The sequence below is a fragment of the Streptomyces sp. PA03-1a genome (assembly GCF_033792805.1).
GTDB lineage: Bacteria > Actinomycetota > Actinomycetes > Streptomycetales > Streptomycetaceae > Actinacidiphila.
The window spans coordinates 1-22,616 of sequence record NZ_JARAVO010000153.1; the positions used below are offsets into that span (position 1 = coordinate 1).

Consider the following 22,616-nt stretch of genomic DNA (forward strand, 5'->3'; position numbering starts at 1 on the left):
GCCGTACGGGGGCGGCGGGGGAGCGGCCCGCGGCGGTGCCGGGGGACGGGGCGACGGCGAACAGCAGGGCGGCCGCCGCCAGCAGGCGGACCGTCCTCATCGCGGGGCTGTACCGCATCGTTCCTCTCCTCCTGTGGACCGGCCGGGCACGCGGGGGCGTGTGACCAGACACGGCCCGCGCCGGACGGCGGTTCAATGCCGGGCCGCGCGGTGTGAGGCGGCTCACCTGAACCCGCCCCGGGCGGGGGCCGTGTCTGCCTCGAGGCACCGCGGCACGGTCGGTGGGCGGACGGAGTGAGCGGATGGCGGCAATGCGGCCCCGTACCCGGCAGAGCCGGAGCACGAGCGACGAGGCGCTCGTCAGGGCGCTCTACGAGGAACACGGCAGGGCCCTGCTCGCGTACGCGACCCGCCTCACCGGCGACCGCGCCGCGGCCGAGGACGTCGTCCAGGAGACCCTGATCCGCGCCTGGCGCCATCCCGACGCGCTGCTCAACGGCAAGGGCTCGGTGCGGGGATGGCTGCTCACCGTGGCGCGCAACATCATCACCGACCGGCACCGGGCCAGGGCCGCCCGCCCCACCGAGGTGGCCGAGTCGACGGCCACCGGGCCGGTGGAGCGCGACCACGCGGAGGCGGTGGTGGACGCCGTGGTCGTCATGGAGGCGCTGGAACGGCTCTCCGCGGACCACCGCGACGTGCTGTACGCGCTCTACTTCCGTGGGCAGAGCGTCGCCGAGGCGGCCAGGTCCCTGGGCATCCCGCCGGGCACGGTGAAGTCCCGGTCGCACTACGCCCTCAAGGCGCTGCGCGACTTCTGCCGGCAGGGGCCCGTCTATATGGGGGAGGTCGCGGCATGAGCACGGGGGAGCGGCACGACGGGGAGGCGCTCACCGCCCGTGTCCTGGGCGCGCTGAACGAGGAGGAGGCCCGCGCCGTGGACGAGCACGTCGTGTCCTGCCGGCCCTGCGCCGCCGAACTCGGGGAACTGCGCTCCCTGGCACAGGCCTTGGGCGGCGTACCGCCGGAGGCCTTCCTGGACGGCCCGCCCGAGGACGGGGAGTTGTTGCTGCAGCGGACGTTGCGTCAGGTGCGCGCCGAACGCGCGGGCGCGCGGCGCCGCCGGTGGGCGGCCGCCGGGGTCGCGGCGGCGGTGGTGGCGGCCGGTCTCCTCCAGGGCGGTGTGCTCATCGGGGAGCACCGGGCCGGGCAGGCGGTCCGGCCGCCGGCCGCGGCCACGCCGCCGGGGGCCGCCCGCACCGCCTCGGCCACCGATCCGTCCACCGGCGCCCGGTTGACCGTGCGGCTCACCCCGGCCGCCGCCTGGGTGCGGCTCCACGCCCGCGTCGGCGGCATCCCGGCGGGGGAGCACTGCCTGCTGGTCGTGGTGGCGCGGGACGGCTCCCGGCAGATCGCCGGAAGCTGGGTGGTGTCGCCGACCGGGGAGGGCCACGGCGTCAGCCTGGACGGCTCGGCGGCGGTGGCCCCGGACGACGTCGCCGCCGTGCTCGTGGAGACCGCCGACGGCACGGCCTACGTGTCGGCGAAGCCCTGACCATCCCGGGAGCCGGGGGTCAGGCGGCCTGCGATGCGGGCGCCGGAGTCGACGTGAGCGTTCAATCACCCTCGGACAGCGCGTGCGGGTTGAGGGTCCCCAGCATCCGCTGCAGGTCGGCCCGGACCCGCTCGCGCTCGTGCGGGGCGAAGGGGGAGAGGGCCTCCTCCTCCGCGGGGGCGATGGCCCGCTCGGCGTGGAGCGCGAGCTCCTCGCCCTCGGGGGTGACGCTGATCTCGATGATCCGGCCGTGCGTCGGGTGTGCCCGCCGCATCACCAGTCCGCGCTCGGCCAGCCCTTGTACGGCGGTGCCCATGGACTGCGGTGTGACCCCGCACCGGCGCGCCAGTTCGGCGCTCGACATGGCCCCGTTCACGCTCAGGCGCATCAGGGCGCTGAACTGCGCCTGGGTCAGTCGCAGCGGACGCAGTGCCTGCTCGATGCGGATCGCGTACGCCTGCGAGAGCTGCCAGATCAGATAGCCGATGTGCTCGCCGGGGTCGCGCAAGGGCATGCCGGGCGCCTTCCTTTTGTCTGTTAACTTATATAAGTCAGCTTACATGTGTTCGGGAGGAGCTTCTCCGTGGCCGACAGCGTGCTCATCACCGACGCTCAACCGCCGGCGGAGCAGCCTCCATCACGCCACCGGCACCGGCACGTCCCGGGACCGCAGACCGACGCACCGCCCGCCCGGGCGGGACTGACCGGTCCGAAGGCCGTGATCACCCCGGTGATCACGGTGCTCGTCGTCGGGCTCTCCTTCGTGAGCGTCTTCCTCGCCGCCTTCCACACGCCCACGGCGCACCGGCTGCCGGTGGCCGTCGTCGCCTCGGACCACTCGGCGGCCCTGTTCGACGTCCGCCTCCAGCGCATCGCGCCCGAGGCCTTCCAGGTCGACCGGTACCCCGACGCGGCGTCGGCCCGGCACGCCGTGGAGCACCGGCAGGCCTACGCGGCCTACCTGTCCGAGGACGGCGAGCAAGAGGTCGTCTACGCCGGCGCGAACGGCCCCGCGGTGTCCGGCCTGCTCACCCCCCTGGCATCCGTTCCGCACGGCGAGGGCCACAAGATCCCCGTGGTCGACATCCTGCCGCTGTCGTCCGGTGACAGCAGAGGGCTGTCGGTCTTCTACGCCTCCTTCGGGCTGATCCTGGCAGGGTTCCTGTTCGGCCAGCTGACCTACCAGGTCGCGCCACGGCTCTCCTTCAACCAGCGCGTCCTGAGCATCGGTCTCTTCGCCGTCCTGGGCGGCCTGGCCACCACCCTGATCGCGTGTACGGCCTTCGGCGCGATCCCCGGTTCCTTCCTCGGGATCTTCGGCGTCGTCACGCTCATGGCCGGTGCGGTCGCCGCCGCCACCGTCGCGCTCATCCGCGTCTTCGGCCCGGCCGGGGTGCTCCTGGGCTCCATCTTCATGCTCATCATCGGGAACGCCACCAGCGGCGGCGTCCTCCCGCCGTCCTTCCTGCCGCGCTGGCTGGAGCCACTGGCCTCCGTCATGCCGGCCGGTGTGGGCGTCCGTGCCATGGACGGACTCGCCTACTTCCACCACGACGGCCTGACCCGCGGGATCGTCATCCTCTGCTGCTGGATCGCGGCGAGCGTGGGCACCATGTTCCTGCTCGACCGCATCGCGTCCACCTCGGGGATCGTGCACGCGGCCACCCGCTGAGCGCGGACGGCTGCTCCCCGGGTCGTACCCCGCCCGCCTTCCCCGGGAGGACGACCGGCCGCGCCGGCCCCGGCAGGCTGGGCCCATGGCGACGACCACCACCCCCGCCGCGCCGGGACGGACGCAGGACGGCCCCGGCGCGGCCGACCGCCTGTGCCACGCGACCGGAGCGCTGCTGATCCTGTCGGGCCTGTTCCACCTCGGCGTCCTCGCGGTGGACGGCGGCCCGTGGGACGGGCCGGTGTCCTGGCGCAAGCCCGTGACCTTCGGGCTCTCCTTCGGCCTGACCCTCGTCGCGGTCGCCTGGGTCACCTCGTACCTGGACGTCGGAGCGCGCCTGCGCACCGTCCTGCTCGCCGTGTTCGCCGCCGACTGCGTGCTCGAGGTCGGCGGCATCACCTTGCAGGCGTGGCGGCACGTACCCTCGCACCTCGACATGGAGACCGTCTTCGACACCGCCGTCTCCATGACGCTCGCGGCCGGCGGCGCCGTGCTCGTCGCCGTCCTGTCGGCCTTCGCCGTCGCGTCCTTCCGGCGCCGCCCCACCGGCCCCGACGGCATGCCCCTCGCCCTGCGCTCCGGATTCGCGATCCTGCTCGTCGCCCTGCTCTCCGGCGCCGCCATGATCGCCCGCGGCGTCCACCTCACCCGCACCGGCCACCAGAGCGCCGCCTACGCCTCCACGGCCCCCCTCAAGCCCCTCCACGGCGTCAGCCTCCACGCCGTCCTCGTCCTCCCCGCCCTCGCCCGGCTGCTGTCCCGCACCCGGCTGGCCGCCCCGGCGAAGACGCGCATCCTCCGCGCCGCCGTCGCCCTCTACGTCCTCGCGGTCGCCGCGACCGGCGTGTGGGCGGTGCTCACGTACCGCTGACGTCGCCCACGGGGACGACGCTCCCGCGGTCCGGGCGGGCCGGGTTCCGGGGCGGCGTCAGCACTCGATGACGTTGACCGCGAGGCCGCCGCGGGCGGTCTCCTTGTACTTGACCTTCATGTCGGCCCCGGTCTCCTTCATGGTCTTGATGACCTTGTCGAGGGAGACGTGGTGCCGCCCGTCCCCGCGCATCGCCATGCGCGCGGCGGTGACGGCCTTGACCGCGGCCATGCCGTTGCGCTCGATGCAGGGGATCTGGACGAGCCCGCCGACGGGGTCGCAGGTGAGCCCGAGGTTGTGCTCCATGCCGATCTCGGCGGCGTTCTCGACCTTCTCCGGGCCGCCGCCGAGGACCTCGGCGAGGCCGCCCGCGGCCATGGAGCAGGCGGAGCCGACCTCGCCCTGGCAGCCGACCTCGGCGCCGGAGATGGAGGCGTTCTCCTTGAAGAGCATGCCGATCGCGCCCGCAGCGAGCAGGAAGCGGACGACGCCGTCCTCCTTCTCCGCCTCCGTCGACTGCCCGGCCACGAAGTTCACGTAGTAGTGGAGCACGGCCGGGATGATGCCGGCGGCGCCGTTGGTGGGGGCGGTGACGACGCGGCCGCCCGCGGCGTTCTCCTCGTTGACGGCCATGGCGTAGAGGGTGACCCACTCCATGGCGTGCGCCACCGTGCTGCCCTCGGCGCGCAGCTGGCGGGCGGTCGCGGAGGCGCGGCGGCGGACCTTGAGGCCACCGGGGAGGATGCCCTCGCGGGTCATGCCGGCCTTCACGCAGTCCTGCATGACCTGCCAGATCTCCAGCAGGCCCGCGCGGATCTCGGCCTCGGTGCGCCAGGCCTTCTCGTTCTCCAGCATCAGGCCGGAGATGGAAAGACCGGTCTCCCGGGTGAGCCGGAGCAGTTCGTCCCCCGTGCGGAACGGGTACTTCAGCACGGTGTCGTCGAGCTTGATCCGGTCCTCGCCGACCGCGTCCTCGTCGACGACGAAGCCGCCGCCCACCGAGTAGTAGGTCTTCTCCAGCACGGGCGCACCGCCCTCGTCGTACGCGAAGAGCGTCATGCCGTTGGCGTGGTAGGGCAGCGAGCGGCGTCGGTGCAGGATCAGGTCGTCCGAGACGGAGAACGGGATCTCGTGGACGCCGAGCAGGCTGATGCGGCCGCTGCCGCGGATGTGCTCGACCCGCTCGTCGGCGGTCTCGACGTCGACGGTGCGGGGGGAGTGGCCCTCCAGGCCCAGCAGCACCGCCTTGGGGGTGCCGTGGCCGTGGCCGGTCGCGCCGAGCGAGCCGAACAGTTCGGCGCGCACGGAGGCCACGCCCGCCAGCAGGTCGTCGTTCTTCAGCCGCTGGGCGAACATCCGCGCGGCGCGCATCGGGCCCACGGTGTGGGAGCTGGACGGGCCTATGCCGATCGAGAAGAGGTCGAAGACGGAGATGGCCACGGTGCGATGACTCCTCGGGTTCGCGGACCCCGTTGTCCGCGGGCGGCCGGCGGGATCACCGCCGGGGTGGTACGTGTTGCGGCGTGGGTGCGCCGCACCTGTTCCAGTGTGCGGGACCGCCCTCGTGGCCGGCCCCGCACACCGGGTGACGCTCGCTACTTCAGGCCGGGGTACAGCGGGTGCTTCTCGGCCAGGGCGGTGACCCGGGCGCCGAGCGCCTCGGCGGTCCCCGCGTCGAAGCCCGGCTTGAGGGCCTCGGCGATGACGTCGGCGACCTCGCGGAAGTCCTCCGCGTCGAAGCCGCGGGTGGCCAGCGCCGGGGTGCCGATGCGCAGACCCGAAGTGACCATCGGCGGACGCGGGTCGTCCGGGACGGCGTTGCGGTTGACCGTGATGCCGATCTCGTGCAGCCGGTCCTCGGCCTGCTGTCCGTCGAGCTCGCTGTGGCGCAGGTCGACCAGGACCAGGTGCACGTCGGTGCCGCCGGACAGCACCGAGACGCCCGCCCCGGTGACGTCGGGCTGCGTCAGCCGCTCGGCGAGGATCTTCGCGCCCTCCAGGGTGCGGACCTGGCGGTCCTTGAACTCCTCGGTCGCCGCGACCTTGAAGGCGACCGCCTTCGCCGCGATGACGTGCTCCAGCGGGCCGCCCTGCTGGCCGGGGAAGACCGCGGAGTTGATCTTCTTGGCGAGCTCGGCCTTGGACAGGATGACGCCGCCGCGCGGGCCGCCCAGCGTCTTGTGCGTGGTCGTGGTGACGACGTCCGCGTACGGCACGGGGGAGGGGTGCAGCCCCGCCGCCACCAGGCCGGCGAAGTGCGCCATGTCGACCATCAGGTACGCGCCGACCTCGTCGGCGATCCGCCGGAAGGCCGCGAAGTCCAGCTGCCGCGGGTACGCCGACCAGCCGGCGATGATCAGCTTCGGCCGGGACTCCTTGGCGAGGCGCTCGACCTCGGCCATGTCGACCTGACCGGTCTCGGCGTCCACGTGGTAGGCGACCACGTCGTACAGCTTGCCGGAGAAGTTGATCTTCATGCCGTGGGTCAGGTGCCCGCCGTGGGCGAGGTTCAGACCCAGGATCGTGTCGCCGGGGTTCAGCAGCGCGAACATCGCGGCCGCGTTGGCCTGCGCGCCCGAGTGCGGCTGGACGTTGGCGTGCTCGGCGCCGAACAGCGCCTTGATCCGGTCGATCGCGAGCTGCTCGACGACGTCGACGTGCTCGCAGCCGCCGTAGTAGCGACGGCCGGGGTACCCCTCGGCGTACTTGTTGGTCAGCACCGAGCCCTGGGCCTGGAGCACCGCGACCGGAGCGAAGTTCTCCGAGGCGATCATCTCAAGGGTGGACTGCTGGCGGTGCAGTTCGGCGTCGACGGCGGCGGCGACGTCGGGGTCGAGCTCGTGCAGTGAGCGGTTGAGAAGCGACATCAGGGGGGTCATCCGTCCGGAGGTCGGAGTGGACAGGGCGCAGCGGTCGGGAGGTCCCGAGCGGTCAGTTGCCGGTGAAGGCGGTGTACTCGTCCGCGGAGAGCAGGTCGGCCGGCTCCTCGGAGATCTTCACCTTGAACAGCCAGCCGCCCTCGAAGGCCGCCGAGTTCACCAGCGAGGGGTCGTTGACGACGTCCTCGTTGACCTCGGTGACCTCGCCGGAGACCGGGGCGTACAGGTCGCTGACCGACTTGGTGGACTCCAGCTCACCGCAGGTCTCGCCCGCGGCGACCGTGTCGCCGACCGCCGGGAGCTGGACGTAGACGACATCGCCGAGGGCGTTCGCCGCGTGCTCGGTGATGCCCACCGAGGACACACCGTCCGCGTCGGCGGCCGAGACCCACTCGTGCTCCTTGCTGTACCGCAGCTGCTGAGGGTTGCTCATGGCGTGAATTCTCCTGGATGACGGTATGTGCTGGTGAACGGCTGTCTTGACAGGTGGGACGGCTGTGCCGGATGTGACCGGTGCCTCAGCGCTGCCGCTTGTAGAACGGCAGGGCGACCACCTCGAACGGCTCATGCGTACCGCGGATGTCCACGCCCACGCCGGAGGCGCCCGGGGTGGCGTGCGCGGCGTCCACGTAGGCCATGGCGATCGGCTTGCCCAGGGTCGGGGACGGGGCGCCGGAGGTGACCTCGCCGACCACCTCGCCGCCCGCCACCACCGGGTAGCCCGCGCGGGGGACCCGGCGGCCCTGCGCGACCAGGCCGACCAGCTTGCGCGGCGGCGCGGCCTCGGCCTTCGCGGCGGCGGCGGTCAGGGCCTGCCGGCCCACGAAGTCACCCGGCTTGTCGAACTTCACGACCCGGCCGAGCCCGGCGTCGAAGGGGGTGAGCGCGGTGGTCAGCTCGTGCCCGTACAGCGGCATGCCCGCCTCCAGGCGCAGCGTGTCGCGGCAGGACAGGCCGCACGGCACCAGGCCGGCGTCCGCGCCCGCCTCGGTCAGCGCCTGCCAGAGCTTCTCCGCGTCGGCCGGGGCGACGAACAGCTCGAAACCGTCCTCGCCGGTGTAGCCCGTGCGGGCGATCAGCGCGGGGACGCCGGCGACGGTGCCGGGCAGGCCCGCGTAGTACTTCAGCCCGTCCAGGTCGGCGTCGGTGACCGACTTGAGGATCCCGGGGGACTCCGGGCCCTGGACGGCGATCAGCGCGTACGCGTCCCGGTCGTCGCGGACGGCGGCGTCGAAGCCCGCCGCGCGCTCGGTCACCGCGTCCAGGACGACCTGGGCGTTGGAGGCGTTGGCGACGACCATGTACTCCTGGTCGCCGAGGCGGTAGACGATCAGGTCGTCGAGGATGCCGCCGTCCGGCGCACAGATCATCGTGTAGCGCGCACGGCCCACGGCCAGCGCCGAGATGTGGCCGACCAGCGCGTGGTCCAGGGCCTCGCCCGCGGCCGGACCGGTGACCGTGATCTCGCCCATGTGGGACAGGTCGAAGAGACCGGCCCGGGTCCGCACGGCGGTGTGCTCGTCGCGCTCGCTGGCGTACCGCAGCGGCATGTCCCAGCCCGCGAAGTCGGTCATGGTGGCGCCGAGGGCGCGGTGCAGCGCGTCCAGTGCGGTACGGCGGGGTTCACTCATCGGGCGGGCTCCCAAGGCAAGGAAACGACGGATAGGGCCATGACGGGCAGGCCCTCCCCATCTGTCATCGGAACCTGAGAGGTTCACCTGGACCCTCCGAGCGGAGGAGTCCCGGTTTGCACCTTGGGTGGGACGGCGCCCCGTCGGCCGGGGCGGACTCGTCCGCTTTTCAGATGTGCCTCGGACGCGCGGTATCTGTGCCTGAGAGATTCAAGGGAGGACTTGCTCCTTCGGCGCCCCACCCCGCCGTAGCGGTGCGGAAACTCTCCCGCGCGGCCTCGAACGGCCGGTATGAGATTGAGGCCGCCATCATTGCACGGGCTCCCGCCGTTGTCGCGATCGCGTCCCGGATGTCCCGGTCCGGTTCCGATCCGGTAGTAACCCCGCCGTTCCTCTGGGTAGGCAAAGACACAGGATTTACCATTTCTTGAACGTCGGACCCGGAGGCGAGCTGTGCGGTGGCAGAGTGCGTATGCGACGGCCGGAGGCCCGGCCGTGTCCCGGCCGGTACCGGCGCGGGCCGGGGGAGCGCGCCGCGGGGGCCGGGCCGTGCGGCCGCGCCGGCTCCTCGACCTGCGGCGGGGGCGCCGGCCCGTGCGCACCCTGCGCTACCCGGCGGGCGACGTGCTGGTCGTCTCCGGCCTCCCGGGCGGCGGGAAGAGCACCCTCATGCGGCGCGCGACGGGCGGTGCCCGCCTGATCGACTCTCAGGACGTACGGGAACGCTGGCAGGCCCGGCTGCCGCGGCAGCTGCCGTACGCCCTCTACCGCCCCCTGGTGCGGATCGCGCACTACGCGGGGTTGTGGCGGGCGCTGCGCTCCGGCGACAGCGTCGTCCTGCACGACTGCGGCACCCTGCGCTGGGTGCGCGCCTGGGTCGCCCGTCAGGCCCGGCGCCGCGGGCGGGGCATGCACCTGGTGCTGCTGGACGTCCCCTTGCGGACCGCGCTGGACGGCCAGCGCGAACGCGGCCGGGGGGTGTCGACGTACGCCATGGTCCGGCACCGCAACGCCTCCCGCCGCCTGCTGGCGGAGGCGGAGGCCGGCCGGCTGCCCGCGGCGTGCGCCTCGGTGGTCCTGCTGGACCGCGAAGCGGCCCGGGAGCTCGAGGCCATCGACTTCGACGGCTGAGCGGCCGGGCCGCGACGCGTGAGGGACGGTACCGCTACGGAACCTGCGGTTCCGCCGCGCCCTCCGGTGAGAGCTGCCCGTCGGGCGAGAGCTGCCCGTCGGGCGAGAGCTGCCCGTCGGGCGAGAGCTGCCCGTCGGGCGAGAGCTGCCCGTCGGGCGAGAGCTGCTGCCCCTGGTCGTTCAGGGGGAGCGGCAGCGGGATCGGCAGCGGCAGTGCGCCGGTGAGCAGCTTCGGCACCGCCAGCAGCAGGGCCTGCAGGTCGGCGACGACGGTGGCGACACCGGCCGTCACACCCGCGAGGTCCTTGGCCAGCACCTTGGCCAGCAGGTCCGTGACGTCCTGGACCAGCTTGGTGAGCGCGTTCTTGACGTCGGTGACGGCGTCCGCGGCGCCCTGGTCGCCCGGCCCGCCGATCTGGTCGACGGCGCTCAGGTCACCCGGCTGGCCGGGATCGGCCGGCTCCGGGCCCGGTTGTGGCGCGCCCGGATCGTAGGCCGACGGGTCGGTGACACCGGGAGATACCGCACCAGCCTGGTCGAGAACCGAGGCCAGCTGCTGGCTCGCCTCTTCCAGACCCCTGCGGAGTTCCTCCAGTTTCGCCGAGTCAGGGGCTTCGACCTGGGCTTCCTGGGTGAGCTTGGCACCGATGGACAGCGTGTCACCCAGCTTGGCGATGAGTTCGGCGTTGCCCGTCTGCGCCGCGCGGGCGGCGAGGTGCTCGACCTCGACGGCCGTGCTCCGGGTGGGGGCGTGGGCACTCGCGACACCGCCGGTGAGGCCCATCGTCAGCGAGGCGCAGACAGCCGCCGCTATGAGGGTGGAGTTGATCCTGGTGATGCGCATGTCGAGATATCTCCCGGTTGAGGGTTTTCTCCTTGCTCGTCCTACCTTCGGAGCCGTAGTGACGCTTCGCAACCGGACGATCGCATCGTGTGACGACCGCGGGATGCGGGGGTCGCGCGCGCCCGTCGCCGGATAGGGTTTCCACGGAGCGCACCACCACAGGAAATTGCGAGGCGAGACGCAGTGAACATCCCGGGGCAGCGGATACCGGACGGCTTCGCCCCGGCGGGCCACGGTGGGGGCGGCTGGCCCGCCAACGAACTCGAGGAAGTGCTCTCCGCGGCACTCGGCGACCCGGGTGCCACGGCCCGCGTCCTGGAGGTACTCGGGCGCTCGCAGTTGTGGATCCCGCTGCCGAACGGCGGCGGCCCCGACAGCACCGACCTCGACCTGCCGACCCTCGAACTCGAAGGCGGCGTCTACGTGCCGGTCTTCAGCTCCGAACAGCAGTTCCTCGCCGCCGGTTCCGGCATGAGCTTCGCCGTCGCCCCCGCCCGCGAGTTCGCCCGCGGGCTGCCCCCGCAGCTCGGGATCGCCGTGAACCCCGGTGGCGCGGTGGGCATCCCGCTGCCGCCCGCCGCCGTGATGGAGCTGTGCCGCACCGACCGCGAGCCCGGCACCCCGACCGGGGCCCGGGTCCGGCTGTGGGAACCCTCGCCGGACGAGGAGCCGGTCGACTTCCTGGCCGCCGCCGCGGGCGAGTTCGCCGTGCTCCCCGTCGTGCTCTCCGCCCGCCGCGCGCTGGCCAGCGTCGAGGGCGATCCCGCCACGCTCTTCGTCGGCGTCGAGCTCGACCGCTGGCAGGAGGAGGACCGGGCCGCCGCCATGGCCGCCCTCGGACGCGCGCTCGGCGCCGTACCGCTGCCCTGGCAGGTCAACCTCGTGCTGCTGGACGTCGCACAGGACCCCATCGGCGACTGGATGCTGGAGCGCGTGCGACCCTTCTATGTCGGCACGGGCGCATAACCTGGGTCCGACACGACACCCGAGGCATTCGGCGAAGCAGACGACGCGGACGAGGCAGACGCGGAAGGGCGGGACACGTGAGCGCCGGCGTGGGAGGGGGCGGGGGCCTGGAGCATGCGCTCCGGCAGGTGACGCCCGGTAGGTACGACGCCTACGAGGAAGTGCTGCGGACCCTCGCCGACAGCCAGGTGTGGATGCTGCTCTGGCAGGGCACCCCCGGCGGGGCGGACGCGCAGTACGGCAACATGGAGGTCGCCGGCCACGGCTACGCGCCCTGCGTGACCTCACCGCAGGAGTTCTCCGCCTGCGGCTGGAACCGGGCCCACGAGGTGGTCTCCGGTCGGGAGATCGCGGCCTCGCTCTTCCCCGACCGGTGGGGCCTGTGGCTCAACCCGCACACCCCCGGCGGCGGCGTCGGCATCCCCTGGCTCGACCTGCGGCGCGTCTGCCTCGGGCTCGACCGCTCCCCGGCCGGACCGCTGCGGATCGGCGAACCGGCGCTCCAGATCCCCCAGTACTACGCCCTGTTGTCCCAGCAGGCCCATCGCACCCCGGCCGTCCGCTCGCTGCGGCGCGCATGGGTCCAGCCCGCGCTGGGCGAGCCGTACCTCGCGATCGGCGTCGACCTCTACGACGCCGGGCCCCAGGCCGCGGAAACGGTGCGCCTGATGATGCAGTCCGCCCTCGGGGCGGTGCCGCAGGGGCTGCCGGTCGCCACGGTCGCGCTCACGGACGAGTACGACCCGGTGGGCATGTGGATGCGGGCCTCCGCGCAGCCCTTCTACTCCCGCGACGCCCACGGCGCACCGGGTGCGCCCGGTGTCCCCGGTACGACGTACGGCTGGGCCCCCCAGCCCTACTGACGCCTCCGGCGGTTTCCGCCGTCCGGTGCGTCGGTCCGCCGACGGCGCCGCACGGGCGGGCGGGAGACAGCCCACCACGACCCGCCCCGCACGGCGCGCCGCAGGCCACCCCTCACAGGACCGCGTCGATGAGCCCCAGCGGCGGGCTCCCCAGCTCCAGCAGCGCCCCGTGGAACCGCTGCAGCGAGAACTCGGGCCCCCAGGCGCGCCTGGCCCGCTCGCGCAGCCGCATGATCTCCAACTTGCCCCAGGTGTAACGGCCGTACGCCGCGTCGAAGGTGCCGCGCCGTGCCTCGGAGGCCGCGCCGGCCCGGGCGAGGTGGGCGTCCCGCATGAAGCGCTGCGTGGCGTCCTCCAGCGTCATCGCCCCCGTGTGCAGCCCGATCGCGCACGCGAGCCGGGTGACGCGTACGAGCGCCTCCAGGGCGACGCCGATCGCGAAGCGGGGGTCGCGGGCCCGGAAACCCTCCTCGAGGCAGACCTCCTCGACGTAGTGCGCCCAGCCCTCGCAGAAGGACAGCGAGTGCAGGACCCGCCGTACCTGCGTGGGTGCGTGCCGCAATGCCCTGCCGTGGGCGAAATGGCCGGGCGCCACCTCGTGGACGGTGATCGCCGGCAGGCTCGTACGGCTGAAGACCGAGAGCCACTCCTCGCGTTCCTCCTCCGGCCAGTCCGGCTCCGGCGGGGTGACGTGGTACCAGGAGGCGGAATCGGGCTCCTCCGGGGCGGCCCAGGTCATCATCGCCATGGACCAGCGGCGCGACGGCGGCGCCGGCCCGACGAGGCAGTCGCCGTCGAGCCAGGGCACGAGCCCCCGCTGCCGGGTGAACTCGATGACCTCGTCCGTGAGCCGGGCGGCCTCGGGGATGACCCCGTCCGCGTCCGGATGGTCGGCGAGCAGCCGGGGGATGAGCTCGTCCACGGTGGCCTTGGGGTCCAGTCGTCCGCAGGACTCCGTGAGGAGCCCGGTGAGCCGGTCCCGCTCGCGCTCGGCCTCGTCGGCGAGTGCCGACAGGTCGACCCGCAGGCCCTCCTGACTGCCCATCAGGAGCGTCAGCGCCTCCCCGCCGAGCCGTGGGTCGGGGTCGCCGGTCTCCGCGGCGCGGGCGATGTGGTCGACCAGCCGGGCGTGCGCGGCGAGCGCGGGACCGGCCTCCGGCTCCCGGTCCGGATCGAGGTCGGCGGCCAGGCCGCGGACCGCCCCGAGGAGTGCCCCGGCGACCGGCGCGCTCACCCGGTCGAGCGATGCGATGGCGGCGTCGACGGCGTCCGGCCACTGCTGGAGGTGGCGGCTGCGGGCCTGGGCCAGCTCCTCGCGGGGCGCGTACTCGCGGTCGTATGCGGTGAGTTCGAGGTTGGACAAATGCGGATATGGGTCACGCCGGTGCAGTTCCAGCTCGCCGTACTGGACCTTGAGGGTGTCCTCGAAGACCGACAGGTGCCGCTCGTCGTGGGGGTCGGGAAGGGCCGGTTCGCGCAGCCGGGCGTGGGCGAGCGAGGACAGTCCGCGGCGGACGCCGTCGGGTGACAGGTCCTGCACCTGGCCGTCGTACTCGTGGAGTCCCGCCATCTCCCTGACCACGGGGACCATCAGGTCGCACACCGAGCGAAGCCGATCATTCATGGCATCGAAGGTAGCGACTCCTCTTGCATCGCGGCGATCTGTCAACGCGCGTAACACTGCGGTAATAACGGACGAAGGCTCACCACATCACGGTTGCGCATCGCTTCCCTGTGGGGTCTGGCGCGTGATCCACGCCCCATGAAGACTCGCGCACCAAGGCCGCTCACACGTCGCCTTAACGATTCATCACAAGCCAAACACACAGCCCAGCGCCACCGCACCACCATCAAGAGCTGCGCCCGACATGGTCGGTCCGCTCCGTCGACCCGGGCGGACGGCCAGGCGAAGCCGGCCACCGCCGGCAGGGGGATGCACGAGGAGACATGACAGCACCGCTGCACGACACCGCCGAGACGGCCGTCGCCGACGTCGCCGCCGACATACCCGCGAAGGCCATCGAGGGGCGTTCGCCCGGGCGTATCGCCTGGATGCGCCTCAAGCGCGACAAAGTGGCGCTGGCAGGCGGCGTGATCGTCGTCTTCCTCATCCTGGTCGCGATCTTCGCCCCCCTCATCGTCAGCGCCCTCGGTCATCCGCCGAACGACTTCCACGAGAACAAGATCGACCCGCTCTTCGGCACCCCCACCGGCAAGTGGGGCGGCATCAGCGGGGATTACCTCTTCGGTGTGGAGCCGGTCAACGGCCGCGACGTCTTCAGCCGCATCGTCTACGGGACGCGGATCTCCCTGCTGGTGGCCTTCCTGTCGGCGGTCGTCGCGGTGGTCCTCGGCACCTTCTTCGGCATCATGGCCGGTTACTTCGGCGGCTGGGTCGACGCCGCCATCGGCCGCGTGATGGACGTCCTCCTGGCCTTCCCCCAGCTGCTCTTCATCATGTCCCTGGTCTCGGTCATGCCGAACTCGCTGCTGGGCTTCAGCGGCACCGGCGTGCGCATGGGCGTCCTGGTCGTCGTCATCGGGTTCTTCGGCTGGCCGTACGTCGGGCGCATCGTCCGCGGCCAGACCCTGAGCCTGAGGGAACGCGAGTACGTCGACGCGGCCCGCAGCCTCGGTGCCGGCCGCGGCTACATCCTCTTCCGGGAACTGCTGCCCAACCTCGTCGCCCCGATCACCGTCTACGCGACGCTGATGATCCCGACGAACATCCTCACCGAGGCCGCCCTGAGCTTCCTCGGGGTCGGCGTGAAGCCGCCCACCTCGTCGTGGGGACAGATGCTGTTCAAGGCGCTGTCCTTCTACGAGACGGACCCGATCTTCATGCTGATCCCGGGCCTGGCGATCTTCATCACCGTGCTCGCCTTCAACCTCTTCGGTGACGGCGTACGGGATGCGCTGGACCCGAAGGGCTCCCGCTAGCCCTCGCACACCGCCCCTGCCATTCCCGTCAGGTGGCTTCTCACCGAGAAGGACCGCAGGTCCGCCGAAAGTCGCGGACCGCGAATCACGGAGGTTACGAAAAAGTGACATCCCCACGCTCATCGAGGCGCAGGCTGGCCGCAGGGACGGCCGTCGTGGTCGCCGCACTGCTGTCCACCGCCGCTTGCGGCGGCGGAGGCGGCGGTGGCGGCAAGTCCGACGGCAACGCCAAGGCCCCCGGATTCAACGCCGCTGTCAACAAGGTGGCGAACGCGTCCGACAAGAAGGGCGGCACGCTCAAGTTCATCGGCACGCAGGACGCCGACTCCTGGGACCCGCAGCGTGGCTACTACGGCTTCATGTGGGACTTCGCCCGGTACTACACCCGTCAGCTGGTCTCCTTCACCCCGGAGCCGGGTCTGGGCAGCACCACGCTGAAGCCGGACCTCGCGACCGGCCTCGCGAAGGTCAGCGACGGCGGCAAGACCTACACGTACACCCTGAAGGACGGCCTGAAGTGGGAGGACGGCTCCCCGCTGACCTCCAAGGACGTCAAGTACGGCATCGAGCGCATCTGGGCGCAGGACGTCATCTCCGGCGGCCCGATCTACCTGCAGCAGGTGCTCGACCCCAAGGGTGAGTACAAGGGCCCGTACAAGGACACCTCGCCCGACAAGCTCGGTCTGAAGGCCATCGAGACGCCGGACGACAAGACCATCACCTTCCACCTGGCGACGCCGAACAGCGACTTCGAGCAGATGCTCGCGATGCCGTCCGGCTCCCCGGTCCCCGCGGCCAAGGACACCGGCGCGAAGTACGGCCTCAAGCCGTTCTCCAGCGGCCCGTACAAGTTCGAGTCGTACACGCCGAACAAGTCGATGGTCCTGGTCCGCAACACCAACTGGAGCGCGTCCACCGACGACCTCCGCAAGGCGCTGCCGGACAAGATCACGGTCACCCTGACCACCAACGCCGACGACATGGACAAGCGCCTGATCAACGGCGACTACGACCTGGACCTCAACGCCACCGGCGTCGGCCAGGCCGCGCGCGCCGAGGTGCTCGGCAAGAACAAGGGCAACGCCGACAACCCGGACACCGGCTTCATCCGTTACGCGGTCTTCCCGACCACGGTCAAGCCGATGGACAACATCCACTGCCGCAAGGCGGTCATCCTCGCGGCCGACCACAAGTCGCTGCAGACCGCCCGTGGCGGCCCGCAGGCCGGTGGCGCCATCGCCCCCAACATGCTCCCGCTGGGCATCAAGGGCGCCGACGCCAACTACGACCCGTACAACGTCCTGAAGGACACCTCGGGCAACGTCGAAGAGGCCAAGAAGGAGCTCAAGGCCTGCGGCCAGCCCAACGGCTTCAAGACCACGATCGCGGTCCGCAACAACAAGCCGATCGAGATCGCCACGGCCGAGTCGCTGCAGGAGTCGCTGAAGAAGGTCGGCATCACCACCGAGCTCGACGAGTTCGACGGTGCGCAGACCTCCGGCATCATCGGTGCCCCGAAGACGGTCAAGTCGAAGAACTACGGCATCATCATCATGGGCTGGGGCGCCGACTTCCCGTCGGGCCAGGGCTTCCTCCAGCCGCTGGTCGACAGCCGGTTCATCCTGGAGAGCGGCAACAACAACTTCGCCGAGATCAAGGACAAGTCGATCGACGGCCTGTTCGACCAGGCGCTGCAGCAGACCGACCCGAACGCCGCGGCCGATCTGTACAAGCAGATCAACCAGAAGGTCTCCGAGGGCGCGTACTACCTGCCCTTCACCTTCGAGAAGAACATCATCTGGCGCAGCTCCCGCCTGACCAACGTCTACACGGCCGACGCGTACAACGGCCGCTACGACTACGCGTCGCTGGGCGTGCAGTAACAACCCTCGAATCGATCGAGTGCCACACCCGCTAGGCACGAAGGGCAGGTGATGGCCGCGTGCGGCGGCCCGGGGAACCCCCGGGCCGCCGCCGGGCCGAGCACAGTGCTTGCATACATCATCCGGCGACTGTTCGCTGTCGTCGTCATGTTGCTGGTCATCACGTTGGTGACCTTCGGGATCTTCTTCCTGATCCCCAAATGGGTCGGAGTCGACCCCGCCACCTACTTCATCGGGAAGCAGGCGGATCCGGCCTCCCTCGAGGGCATTCGGAAGAAGATGGGCCTCGACGATCCCATCCTCGTGCAGTTCGGCAAGTTCCTGTGGGGGCTGTTCGCCGGGCGTGACTACGCCAACGGCGCGGACGTCACGCACTGCCCCGCTCCTTGCTTCGGCTACTCCTTCCGCAACGAGCAGGCGATCTGGCCGGTCCTGACGGACCGTCTCCCGGTGACCCTGCAGCTGGCCGCCGGCGCCTGCGTCATCTGGGTGATCGTCGGCGTTGGCACCGGTGTCGTCTCCGCCCTCAAGCGCGGCTCCGTACTGGACCGCTCCCTGATGACGGTGGCGCTGGCCGGCGTCTCGCTCCCCATCTACTTCACCGGCATGATCGCCCTCGCGGTGGTCGTCTACGGGCTCGGATGGATCGACGGCCAGTACGTGCCGTTCGGTGATTCACCATCCGGCTGGTTCGGCGGCATGCTCCTGCCCTGGATCACGCTCGCGTTCCTCTACGCCGCCATGTACGCCCGGATGACCCGGGCCACCATGCTCGAGATCATGGGCGAGGACTACATCCGCACCGCGCGTGCCAAGGGCCTGCGCGAGCCGGTCGTCATCGGCAAGCACGCCATGCGCTCGACGATGACCCCGGTGCTCACCATCCTCGGCATGGACCTCGGCGCCCTCGTCGGCGGCGCGATCCTCACCGAGACGACGTTCAGCCTGCCCGGCATCGGCCAGGCGGCGGTGAAGGCGATCTCGGACAAGGACTTCCCGCTGATCCTCGGCGTCACGCTGATCGCGGCCGTCGCCGTGGTGGTGGCCAACCTCCTCGTAGACCTGCTGTACGCCGTCGTCGACCCGCGCGTGAGGCTGTCATGACCGACCTCCCCATCCAGAAGTCCGGCACCGGGGCGGATGCCGCGCCGAACGAGCCGGTGGCCGGGAAGGCGGGGCAGCCCACGGCGTTCCTGGAGGTCCGCGACCTCAAGGTGCACTTCCCGACCGACGACGGTCTGGTGAAGTCCGTCGACGGCCTCTCCTTCCAGCTGGAGAAGGGCAAGACCCTCGGCATCGTCGGCGAGTCCGGCTCCGGCAAGTCGGTGACGTCCCTGGCGATCATGGGTCTGCACCGGGCCGGCCAGTACGGCCGCAGCAGGGCCCGGATGTCCGGCGAGATCTGGCTCGACGGCAAGGAACTGCTCTCGGCCGACCCGGACGAGGTCCGTCGGTTGCGCGGCAAGGACGCCGCGATGATCTTCCAGGACCCGCTGTCCGCGATGCACCCCTACTTCACCGTCGGCGCGCAGATCGTCGAGGCGTACCGGGTGCACCACGACGTGTCCAAGGCCGTGGCCCGCAAGCGCGCGATCGAGATGCTCGACCGCGTCGGCATCCCGCAGCCCGACAAGCGCGTCGACGACTACCCGCACCAGTTCTCCGGGGGCATGCGGCAGCGCGCGATGATCGCCATGGCGCTGTCCAACAACCCCGACCTGCTCATCGCGGACGAGCCGACCACCGCGCTCGACGTGACCGTGCAGGCGCAGATCCTGGACCTCATCCGGGACCTGCAGAAGGAGTTCGGCTCCGCGGTCATCATCATCACCCACGACCTCGGCGTCGTCGCCGAGCTCGCGGACGACATCCTGGTGATGTACGGCGGACGCTGCGTGGAGCGCGGACCGGCCGACAAGGTCTTCTACGAGCCGCAACACCCCTACACCTGGGGCCTGCTCGGCTCGATGCCCCGCCTGGACCGTGAGCGCACCGAACGGCTCAACCCGGTCAAGGGCTCGCCGCCGAGCCTCATCAACATTCCGTCCGGCTGCGCCTTCCACCCGCGCTGCCCGTACGCGGAGCTCACCGGCGGCGCCAGCACCACCGTCGTTCCGGAACTGCGCGAGGTCGGCAGCCGGCACCACGCCGCGTGCCACCTGGGCGCGGCGGACCGGGAGCGCATCTGGACCGAAGAGATTGCGCCGAAGCTGTGAAAGGCCAGGAGATGACGATCCCCCAGCAGTCGACCGCCGACGGGTCGGATGCGCTGCTCAAGGTGAGCGGCCTGGTCAAGCACTTCCCGATCACCAAGGGTCTGCTGCGGCGCCAGGTCGGCGCGGTCAAGGCCGTCGACGGCATCGACTTCCACGTCAACCCCGGGGAGACCCTCGGCGTGGTCGGCGAGTCCGGCTGCGGCAAGTCCACCATGGGCCGGCTGATCACCCGGCTGCTCGAACCGACCGGTGGGAAGATCGAGTTCGAGGGCCGGGACATCACGCACCTGGGCACCGCGGGCATGCGCCCGCTCCGCCGCGACGTGCAGATGATCTTCCAGGACCCGTACTCCTCCCTCAACCCGCGGCACACCGTCGGCACCATCGTCGGCGCGCCGTTCCGGCTGCAGAAGGTGCAGACGGAGAACGGGGTGAAGAAGGAGGTGCAGAACCTCCTGGAACTGGTCGGCCTCAACCCCGAGCACTACAACCGCTACCCGCACGAGTTCTCCGGCGGTCAGCGGCAGCGCATCGGCATCGCCCGCGCGCTGGCGCTCAAGCCCAAGCTCGTGGTCGCGGACGAGCCGGTGTCGGCGCTCGACGTCTCCATCCAGGCCCAGGTGGTCAACCTCCTGGACGACCTGCAGAGCGAGCTCGGCCTGACCTACGTGATCATCGCGCACGACCTGTCGGTCATCCGGCACGTGTCGGACCGCATCGCGGTCATGTACCTCGGCAAGATCGTCGAGGTCGCCGACCGCGAGGACCTGTACACCAAGCCGATGCACCCGTACACCAACGCGCTGCTCTCCGCGGTGCCGGTGCCGGACCCGAAGCGGCGCGCCAAGCGCGAGCGGATCCTGCTGACCGGCGACGTCCCGTCGCCGATCGCCCCGCCGCCCGGCTGCCGCTTCCACACCCGCTGCTGGAAGGCGACCGAGGTCTGCAAGACCACGGAGCCCCCGCTGGCCACCCTGGCCACCGGGCACCAGGTGGCCTGCCACCACCCGGAGAACACCGGCGACTCCGGCAGCGGCGCGGCCGGGAAGACGGCCGAAAAGGCCTAGCCACCCACCCGGCACAATGGGGCCGGTGCAAACCGAACTGTTCAGCCACTCCGTCCAGCACGTGCTCGATCTCGTCGGAATCTTCGTCTTCGCGATCTCCGGCGCGCTGCTCGCCGTACGCAAGAACTACGACGTCTTCGGCATGGCGGTCCTCGCAGAGGTCACCGCGCTGGGCGGAGGGCTGATCAGGGACCTGATCATCGGGGCGGTCCCGCCGGCCGCCTTCACCGACCTCGGCTACTTCCTGACCCCGCTGATCGCCACCACGGTGGTGTTCTTCCTGCACCCCCAGGTCGAGCGGATCAACACCACCATCAACATCTTCGACGCCGCCGGCCTCGGCCTCTTCTGCGTCGCCGGCACCACCAAGGCCTATGACTACGGCCTCAACCTCACCGCCTCCGCCACCCTCGGGCTCGCCACCGCCGTCGGCGGCGGCGTCCTGCGCGACCTGCTCGGCAACGAGGTCCCCTCCCTGCTGCGCTGGGACCGCGACCTGTACGCGGTGCCGGCCATCGTGGGGGCCACCGTCGTGGTCGTGCTCATCAAATTCGAGGCCCTGACCCCCGGCACCGGGGTGCTCGCCGTCATCAGCGCCTTCGTCCTCAGGCTGCTGGCCATGCGCTTCCACTGGCGCGCCCCCCGTGCCTGGCACCGGCGCACCACCGCGGCGGAGGAGCTCCACCTGTAGCGGGGCACCACCCGGCGCGGTGGGCCCCGGGACGGGCCTCGGTCCGGGAGGGGGCCGCGGCGCCCGTAGAATCACGCTCATCATGGCCTACCTCGACCACGCCGCCACGACCCCGATGTTGCCCGAGGCCGTCGAGGCGATGACCGCGCACCTCGCCGTCACGGGCAACGCATCCTCCCTCCACGCGGCCGGCCGCCGGGCCAGGCGCACGGTGGAGGAGTCCCGGGAGTCCCTGGCCGCCGCGCTCGGCGCCCGCCCCAGCGAGATCGTCTTCACCGCGGGCGGCACCGAGGCCGACAACCTGGCGGTCAAGGGTCTGTACTGGGCCCGCCGCGACGCCGACCCCCGGCGCACCCGGGTCCTCGCCAGCCCCGTCGAGCACCACGCCGTTCTCGACGCCGTCGACTGGCTCGCCACGCACGAGGGCGCCCGGGTCGAGTGGCTTCCGGTCGACGCCTACGGCCGCGTCCACCCCGAGGCCCTGCGCGAGGCCATCGCCCGCGACCCGGGTGATGTGGCCCTCGCCACGGTGATGTGGGCCAACAACGAGGTCGGCACGATCTTCCCGGTGGCGGAACTCAGCGCGGTGGCCCGGGAGTTCGAGGTGCCGCTGCACTCCGACGCCGTCCAGGCCCTCGGGCAGGTCGAGGTCGACTTCGCGGCTTCCGGGCTCGACGCGATGACCGTCACCGGGCACAAGGTCGGCGGGCCGTACGGCGTCGGGGCACTGGTGCTCCGGCGCGAGATCGGCCCGGTCCCCCTCCTCCACGGCGGCGGCCAGGAGCGCGGCGTACGCTCCGGCACGCTCGACGTCCCCGCGGTCGCCGCGTTCGCCGTTGCCGGCACGCTCGCCGCGCAGCGGCGCGAGGACTTCGCCCGGGAGATCGGCGCCCTGCGCGACGACCTGGTCGCCCGGGTCCGCGAAGCCGTCCCCGAGGCCATCCTCAACGGTGACCCCGCCCCCGGCGGCCGCCTCCCCGCCAGCGCCCACTTCTCCTTCCCCGGGTGCGAGGGGGACTCCCTGCTGATGCTGCTCGACGCCCAGGGCATCGAGTGCTCCACCGGGTCCGCGTGCACCGCCGGCGTCCCCCAGCCCAGCCACGTCCTCCTCGCCATGGGCGCCGACCCCGACCTCGCGCGGGGCTCCCTGCGCTTCTCCCTCGGGCACACCTCGACCGCGGAGGACGTCGCGGTCCTCGGCGAGGCGATCGCCCCCGCCGTGGCCCGCGCCCGCAGCGCGGGCCTGATGTAGCGCCCGCGGCGGGCCATCCGAGGTGCGGTGCGCCGGTCCGTCGGCGGCTGCGTGCCCGTGCCCTTATACCCATCTTACTCAGCCGACGACAATACCTGTGTGAAGAACAGTGGTAGCGGTAAAATTGAAAAAAAAAACAAGAAGAGCAAAAGAAG

General features: G+C 71.5%; 21 protein-coding genes and 2 riboswitches. Of the genes, 14 read left to right on the forward strand and 7 right to left on the reverse strand.

Features of this window, described 5'->3' with window-relative positions; all coding sequences use genetic code 11:
- Positions 1–302: 302 nt before the first annotated feature.
- Entirely contained in the window at positions 303–860 is a 558-nt protein-coding gene (locus PV341_RS29250; protein WP_500330409.1) for a sigma-70 family RNA polymerase sigma factor, read from the forward strand.
- Complete coding sequence (locus PV341_RS29255) at positions 857–1,555, forward strand: anti-sigma factor family protein (protein WP_500330411.1); 699 nt, start codon at positions 857–859, stop codon at positions 1,553–1,555. The genes PV341_RS29250 and PV341_RS29255 overlap by 4 nt, the downstream gene beginning before the upstream one ends.
- A 61-nt stretch (positions 1,556–1,616) precedes the next feature.
- Here PV341_RS29255 and PV341_RS29260 read toward each other — a convergent pair whose 3' ends face one another.
- Entirely contained in the window at positions 1,617–2,069 is a 453-nt protein-coding gene (locus PV341_RS29260) for a MarR family winged helix-turn-helix transcriptional regulator (protein ID WP_500330413.1), read from the reverse strand.
- Positions 2,070–2,138: 69 nt separating this feature from the next.
- On the opposite strand from PV341_RS29260, the gene PV341_RS29265 reads away from it, so the two are divergent.
- Positions 2,139–3,227 carry a YhgE/Pip domain-containing protein gene (locus PV341_RS29265; protein WP_500330415.1) on the forward strand — a complete coding sequence of 363 codons (1,089 nt, stop codon included), beginning with the start codon at positions 2,139–2,141 and terminating at the stop codon, positions 3,225–3,227.
- 85 nt (positions 3,228–3,312) lie between these two features.
- Positions 3,313–4,098 (forward strand): hypothetical protein, encoded by a 786-nt coding sequence (locus tag PV341_RS29270; RefSeq protein ID WP_500359397.1) that lies wholly within the window; start codon positions 3,313–3,315, stop codon positions 4,096–4,098.
- A 57-nt stretch (positions 4,099–4,155) separates the two neighbouring features.
- Here PV341_RS29270 and PV341_RS29275 read toward each other — a convergent pair whose 3' ends face one another.
- From PV341_RS29275 to gcvT, 4 genes are all read right to left on the reverse strand, one after another.
- Positions 4,156–5,538, reverse strand: a complete 1,383-nt coding sequence (locus PV341_RS29275; RefSeq protein ID WP_500330419.1) for an L-serine ammonia-lyase — start codon at positions 5,536–5,538, stop codon at positions 4,156–4,158.
- Positions 5,539–5,693: 155 nt separating this feature from the next.
- On the reverse strand, positions 5,694–6,965 hold the full coding sequence (gene glyA / locus PV341_RS29280; protein WP_500359398.1) for a serine hydroxymethyltransferase: 1,272 nt from the start codon (positions 6,963–6,965) through the stop codon (positions 5,694–5,696).
- Between the two features lie 64 nt (positions 6,966–7,029).
- A complete protein-coding gene (gene gcvH, locus PV341_RS29285) occupies positions 7,030–7,410 on the reverse strand; it encodes a glycine cleavage system protein GcvH (RefSeq protein ID WP_499514124.1) in 381 nt (126 codons plus the stop codon).
- 85 nt (positions 7,411–7,495) lie between these two features.
- Complete coding sequence (gcvT, locus tag PV341_RS29290) at positions 7,496–8,608, reverse strand: glycine cleavage system aminomethyltransferase GcvT (protein ID WP_500330422.1); 1,113 nt, start codon at positions 8,606–8,608, stop codon at positions 7,496–7,498.
- Between the two features lie 51 nt (positions 8,609–8,659).
- Positions 8,660–8,786: riboswitch (glycine riboswitch) on the reverse strand.
- A gap of 1 nt (position 8,787) precedes the next feature.
- Positions 8,788–8,889, reverse strand: a riboswitch (glycine riboswitch).
- A 172-nt stretch (positions 8,890–9,061) separates the two neighbouring features.
- Here gcvT and PV341_RS29295 point away from each other — a divergent pair.
- Positions 9,062–9,739 carry an AAA family ATPase gene (locus PV341_RS29295; RefSeq protein WP_500330424.1) on the forward strand — a complete coding sequence of 226 codons (678 nt, stop codon included), beginning with the start codon at positions 9,062–9,064 and terminating at the stop codon, positions 9,737–9,739.
- A 34-nt stretch (positions 9,740–9,773) separates the two neighbouring features.
- Here the strand turns inward: PV341_RS29295 and PV341_RS29300 are convergent, their stop codons facing one another.
- Entirely contained in the window at positions 9,774–10,583 is an 810-nt protein-coding gene (locus PV341_RS29300; RefSeq protein ID WP_500359399.1) for a hypothetical protein, read from the reverse strand.
- Positions 10,584–10,766: 183 nt separating this feature from the next.
- On the opposite strand from PV341_RS29300, the gene PV341_RS29305 reads away from it, so the two are divergent.
- The gene (locus PV341_RS29305; RefSeq protein ID WP_500330428.1) at positions 10,767–11,549 is read left to right on the forward strand and encodes an enhanced serine sensitivity protein SseB; all 783 of its coding nucleotides are present in this window, start codon (positions 10,767–10,769) and stop codon (positions 11,547–11,549) included.
- Positions 11,550–11,626: 77 nt separating this feature from the next.
- A complete protein-coding gene (locus PV341_RS29310) occupies positions 11,627–12,412 on the forward strand; it encodes an enhanced serine sensitivity protein SseB C-terminal domain-containing protein (RefSeq protein ID WP_500330429.1) in 786 nt (261 codons plus the stop codon).
- Between the two features lie 112 nt (positions 12,413–12,524).
- On the opposite strand, the gene PV341_RS29315 is transcribed toward PV341_RS29310, so the two are convergent.
- Complete coding sequence (locus tag PV341_RS29315; protein ID WP_500330431.1) at positions 12,525–14,036, reverse strand: DUF885 family protein; 1,512 nt, start codon at positions 14,034–14,036, stop codon at positions 12,525–12,527.
- Between the two features lie 323 nt (positions 14,037–14,359).
- Between PV341_RS29315 and PV341_RS29320 the strand changes: the two genes are divergently transcribed.
- The 7 genes from PV341_RS29320 (at position 14,360) to PV341_RS29350 (ending at position 22,461) form a co-directional block, all read left to right on the forward strand.
- The gene (locus PV341_RS29320; RefSeq protein ID WP_499514131.1) at positions 14,360–15,352 is read left to right on the forward strand and encodes an ABC transporter permease; all 993 of its coding nucleotides are present in this window, start codon (positions 14,360–14,362) and stop codon (positions 15,350–15,352) included.
- A gap of 104 nt (positions 15,353–15,456) precedes the next feature.
- Positions 15,457–17,235, forward strand: coding sequence for an ABC transporter substrate-binding protein (locus tag PV341_RS29325; protein WP_500330433.1), 1,779 nt, complete (start codon positions 15,457–15,459; stop codon positions 17,233–17,235).
- Positions 17,236–17,340: 105 nt separating this feature from the next.
- Positions 17,341–18,339, forward strand: coding sequence for an ABC transporter permease (locus PV341_RS29330; RefSeq protein WP_500330435.1), 999 nt, complete (start codon positions 17,341–17,343; stop codon positions 18,337–18,339).
- A complete protein-coding gene (locus PV341_RS29335) occupies positions 18,336–19,451 on the forward strand; it encodes an ABC transporter ATP-binding protein (RefSeq protein WP_500359400.1) in 1,116 nt (371 codons plus the stop codon). Before PV341_RS29330 ends, PV341_RS29335 begins: the two co-directional genes overlap by 4 nt.
- A gap of 11 nt (positions 19,452–19,462) precedes the next feature.
- Entirely contained in the window at positions 19,463–20,518 is a 1,056-nt protein-coding gene (locus tag PV341_RS29340) for an ABC transporter ATP-binding protein (protein ID WP_500330439.1), read from the forward strand.
- 25 nt (positions 20,519–20,543) lie between these two features.
- The gene (locus PV341_RS29345; RefSeq protein WP_500330440.1) at positions 20,544–21,209 is read left to right on the forward strand and encodes a trimeric intracellular cation channel family protein; all 666 of its coding nucleotides are present in this window, start codon (positions 20,544–20,546) and stop codon (positions 21,207–21,209) included.
- Positions 21,210–21,291: 82 nt separating this feature from the next.
- Positions 21,292–22,461: a cysteine desulfurase family protein gene (locus PV341_RS29350; RefSeq protein WP_500330441.1), complete on the forward strand. Its 1,170-nt coding sequence runs from the start codon at positions 21,292–21,294 to the stop codon at positions 22,459–22,461.
- Positions 22,462–22,616 lie beyond the last annotated feature (155 nt).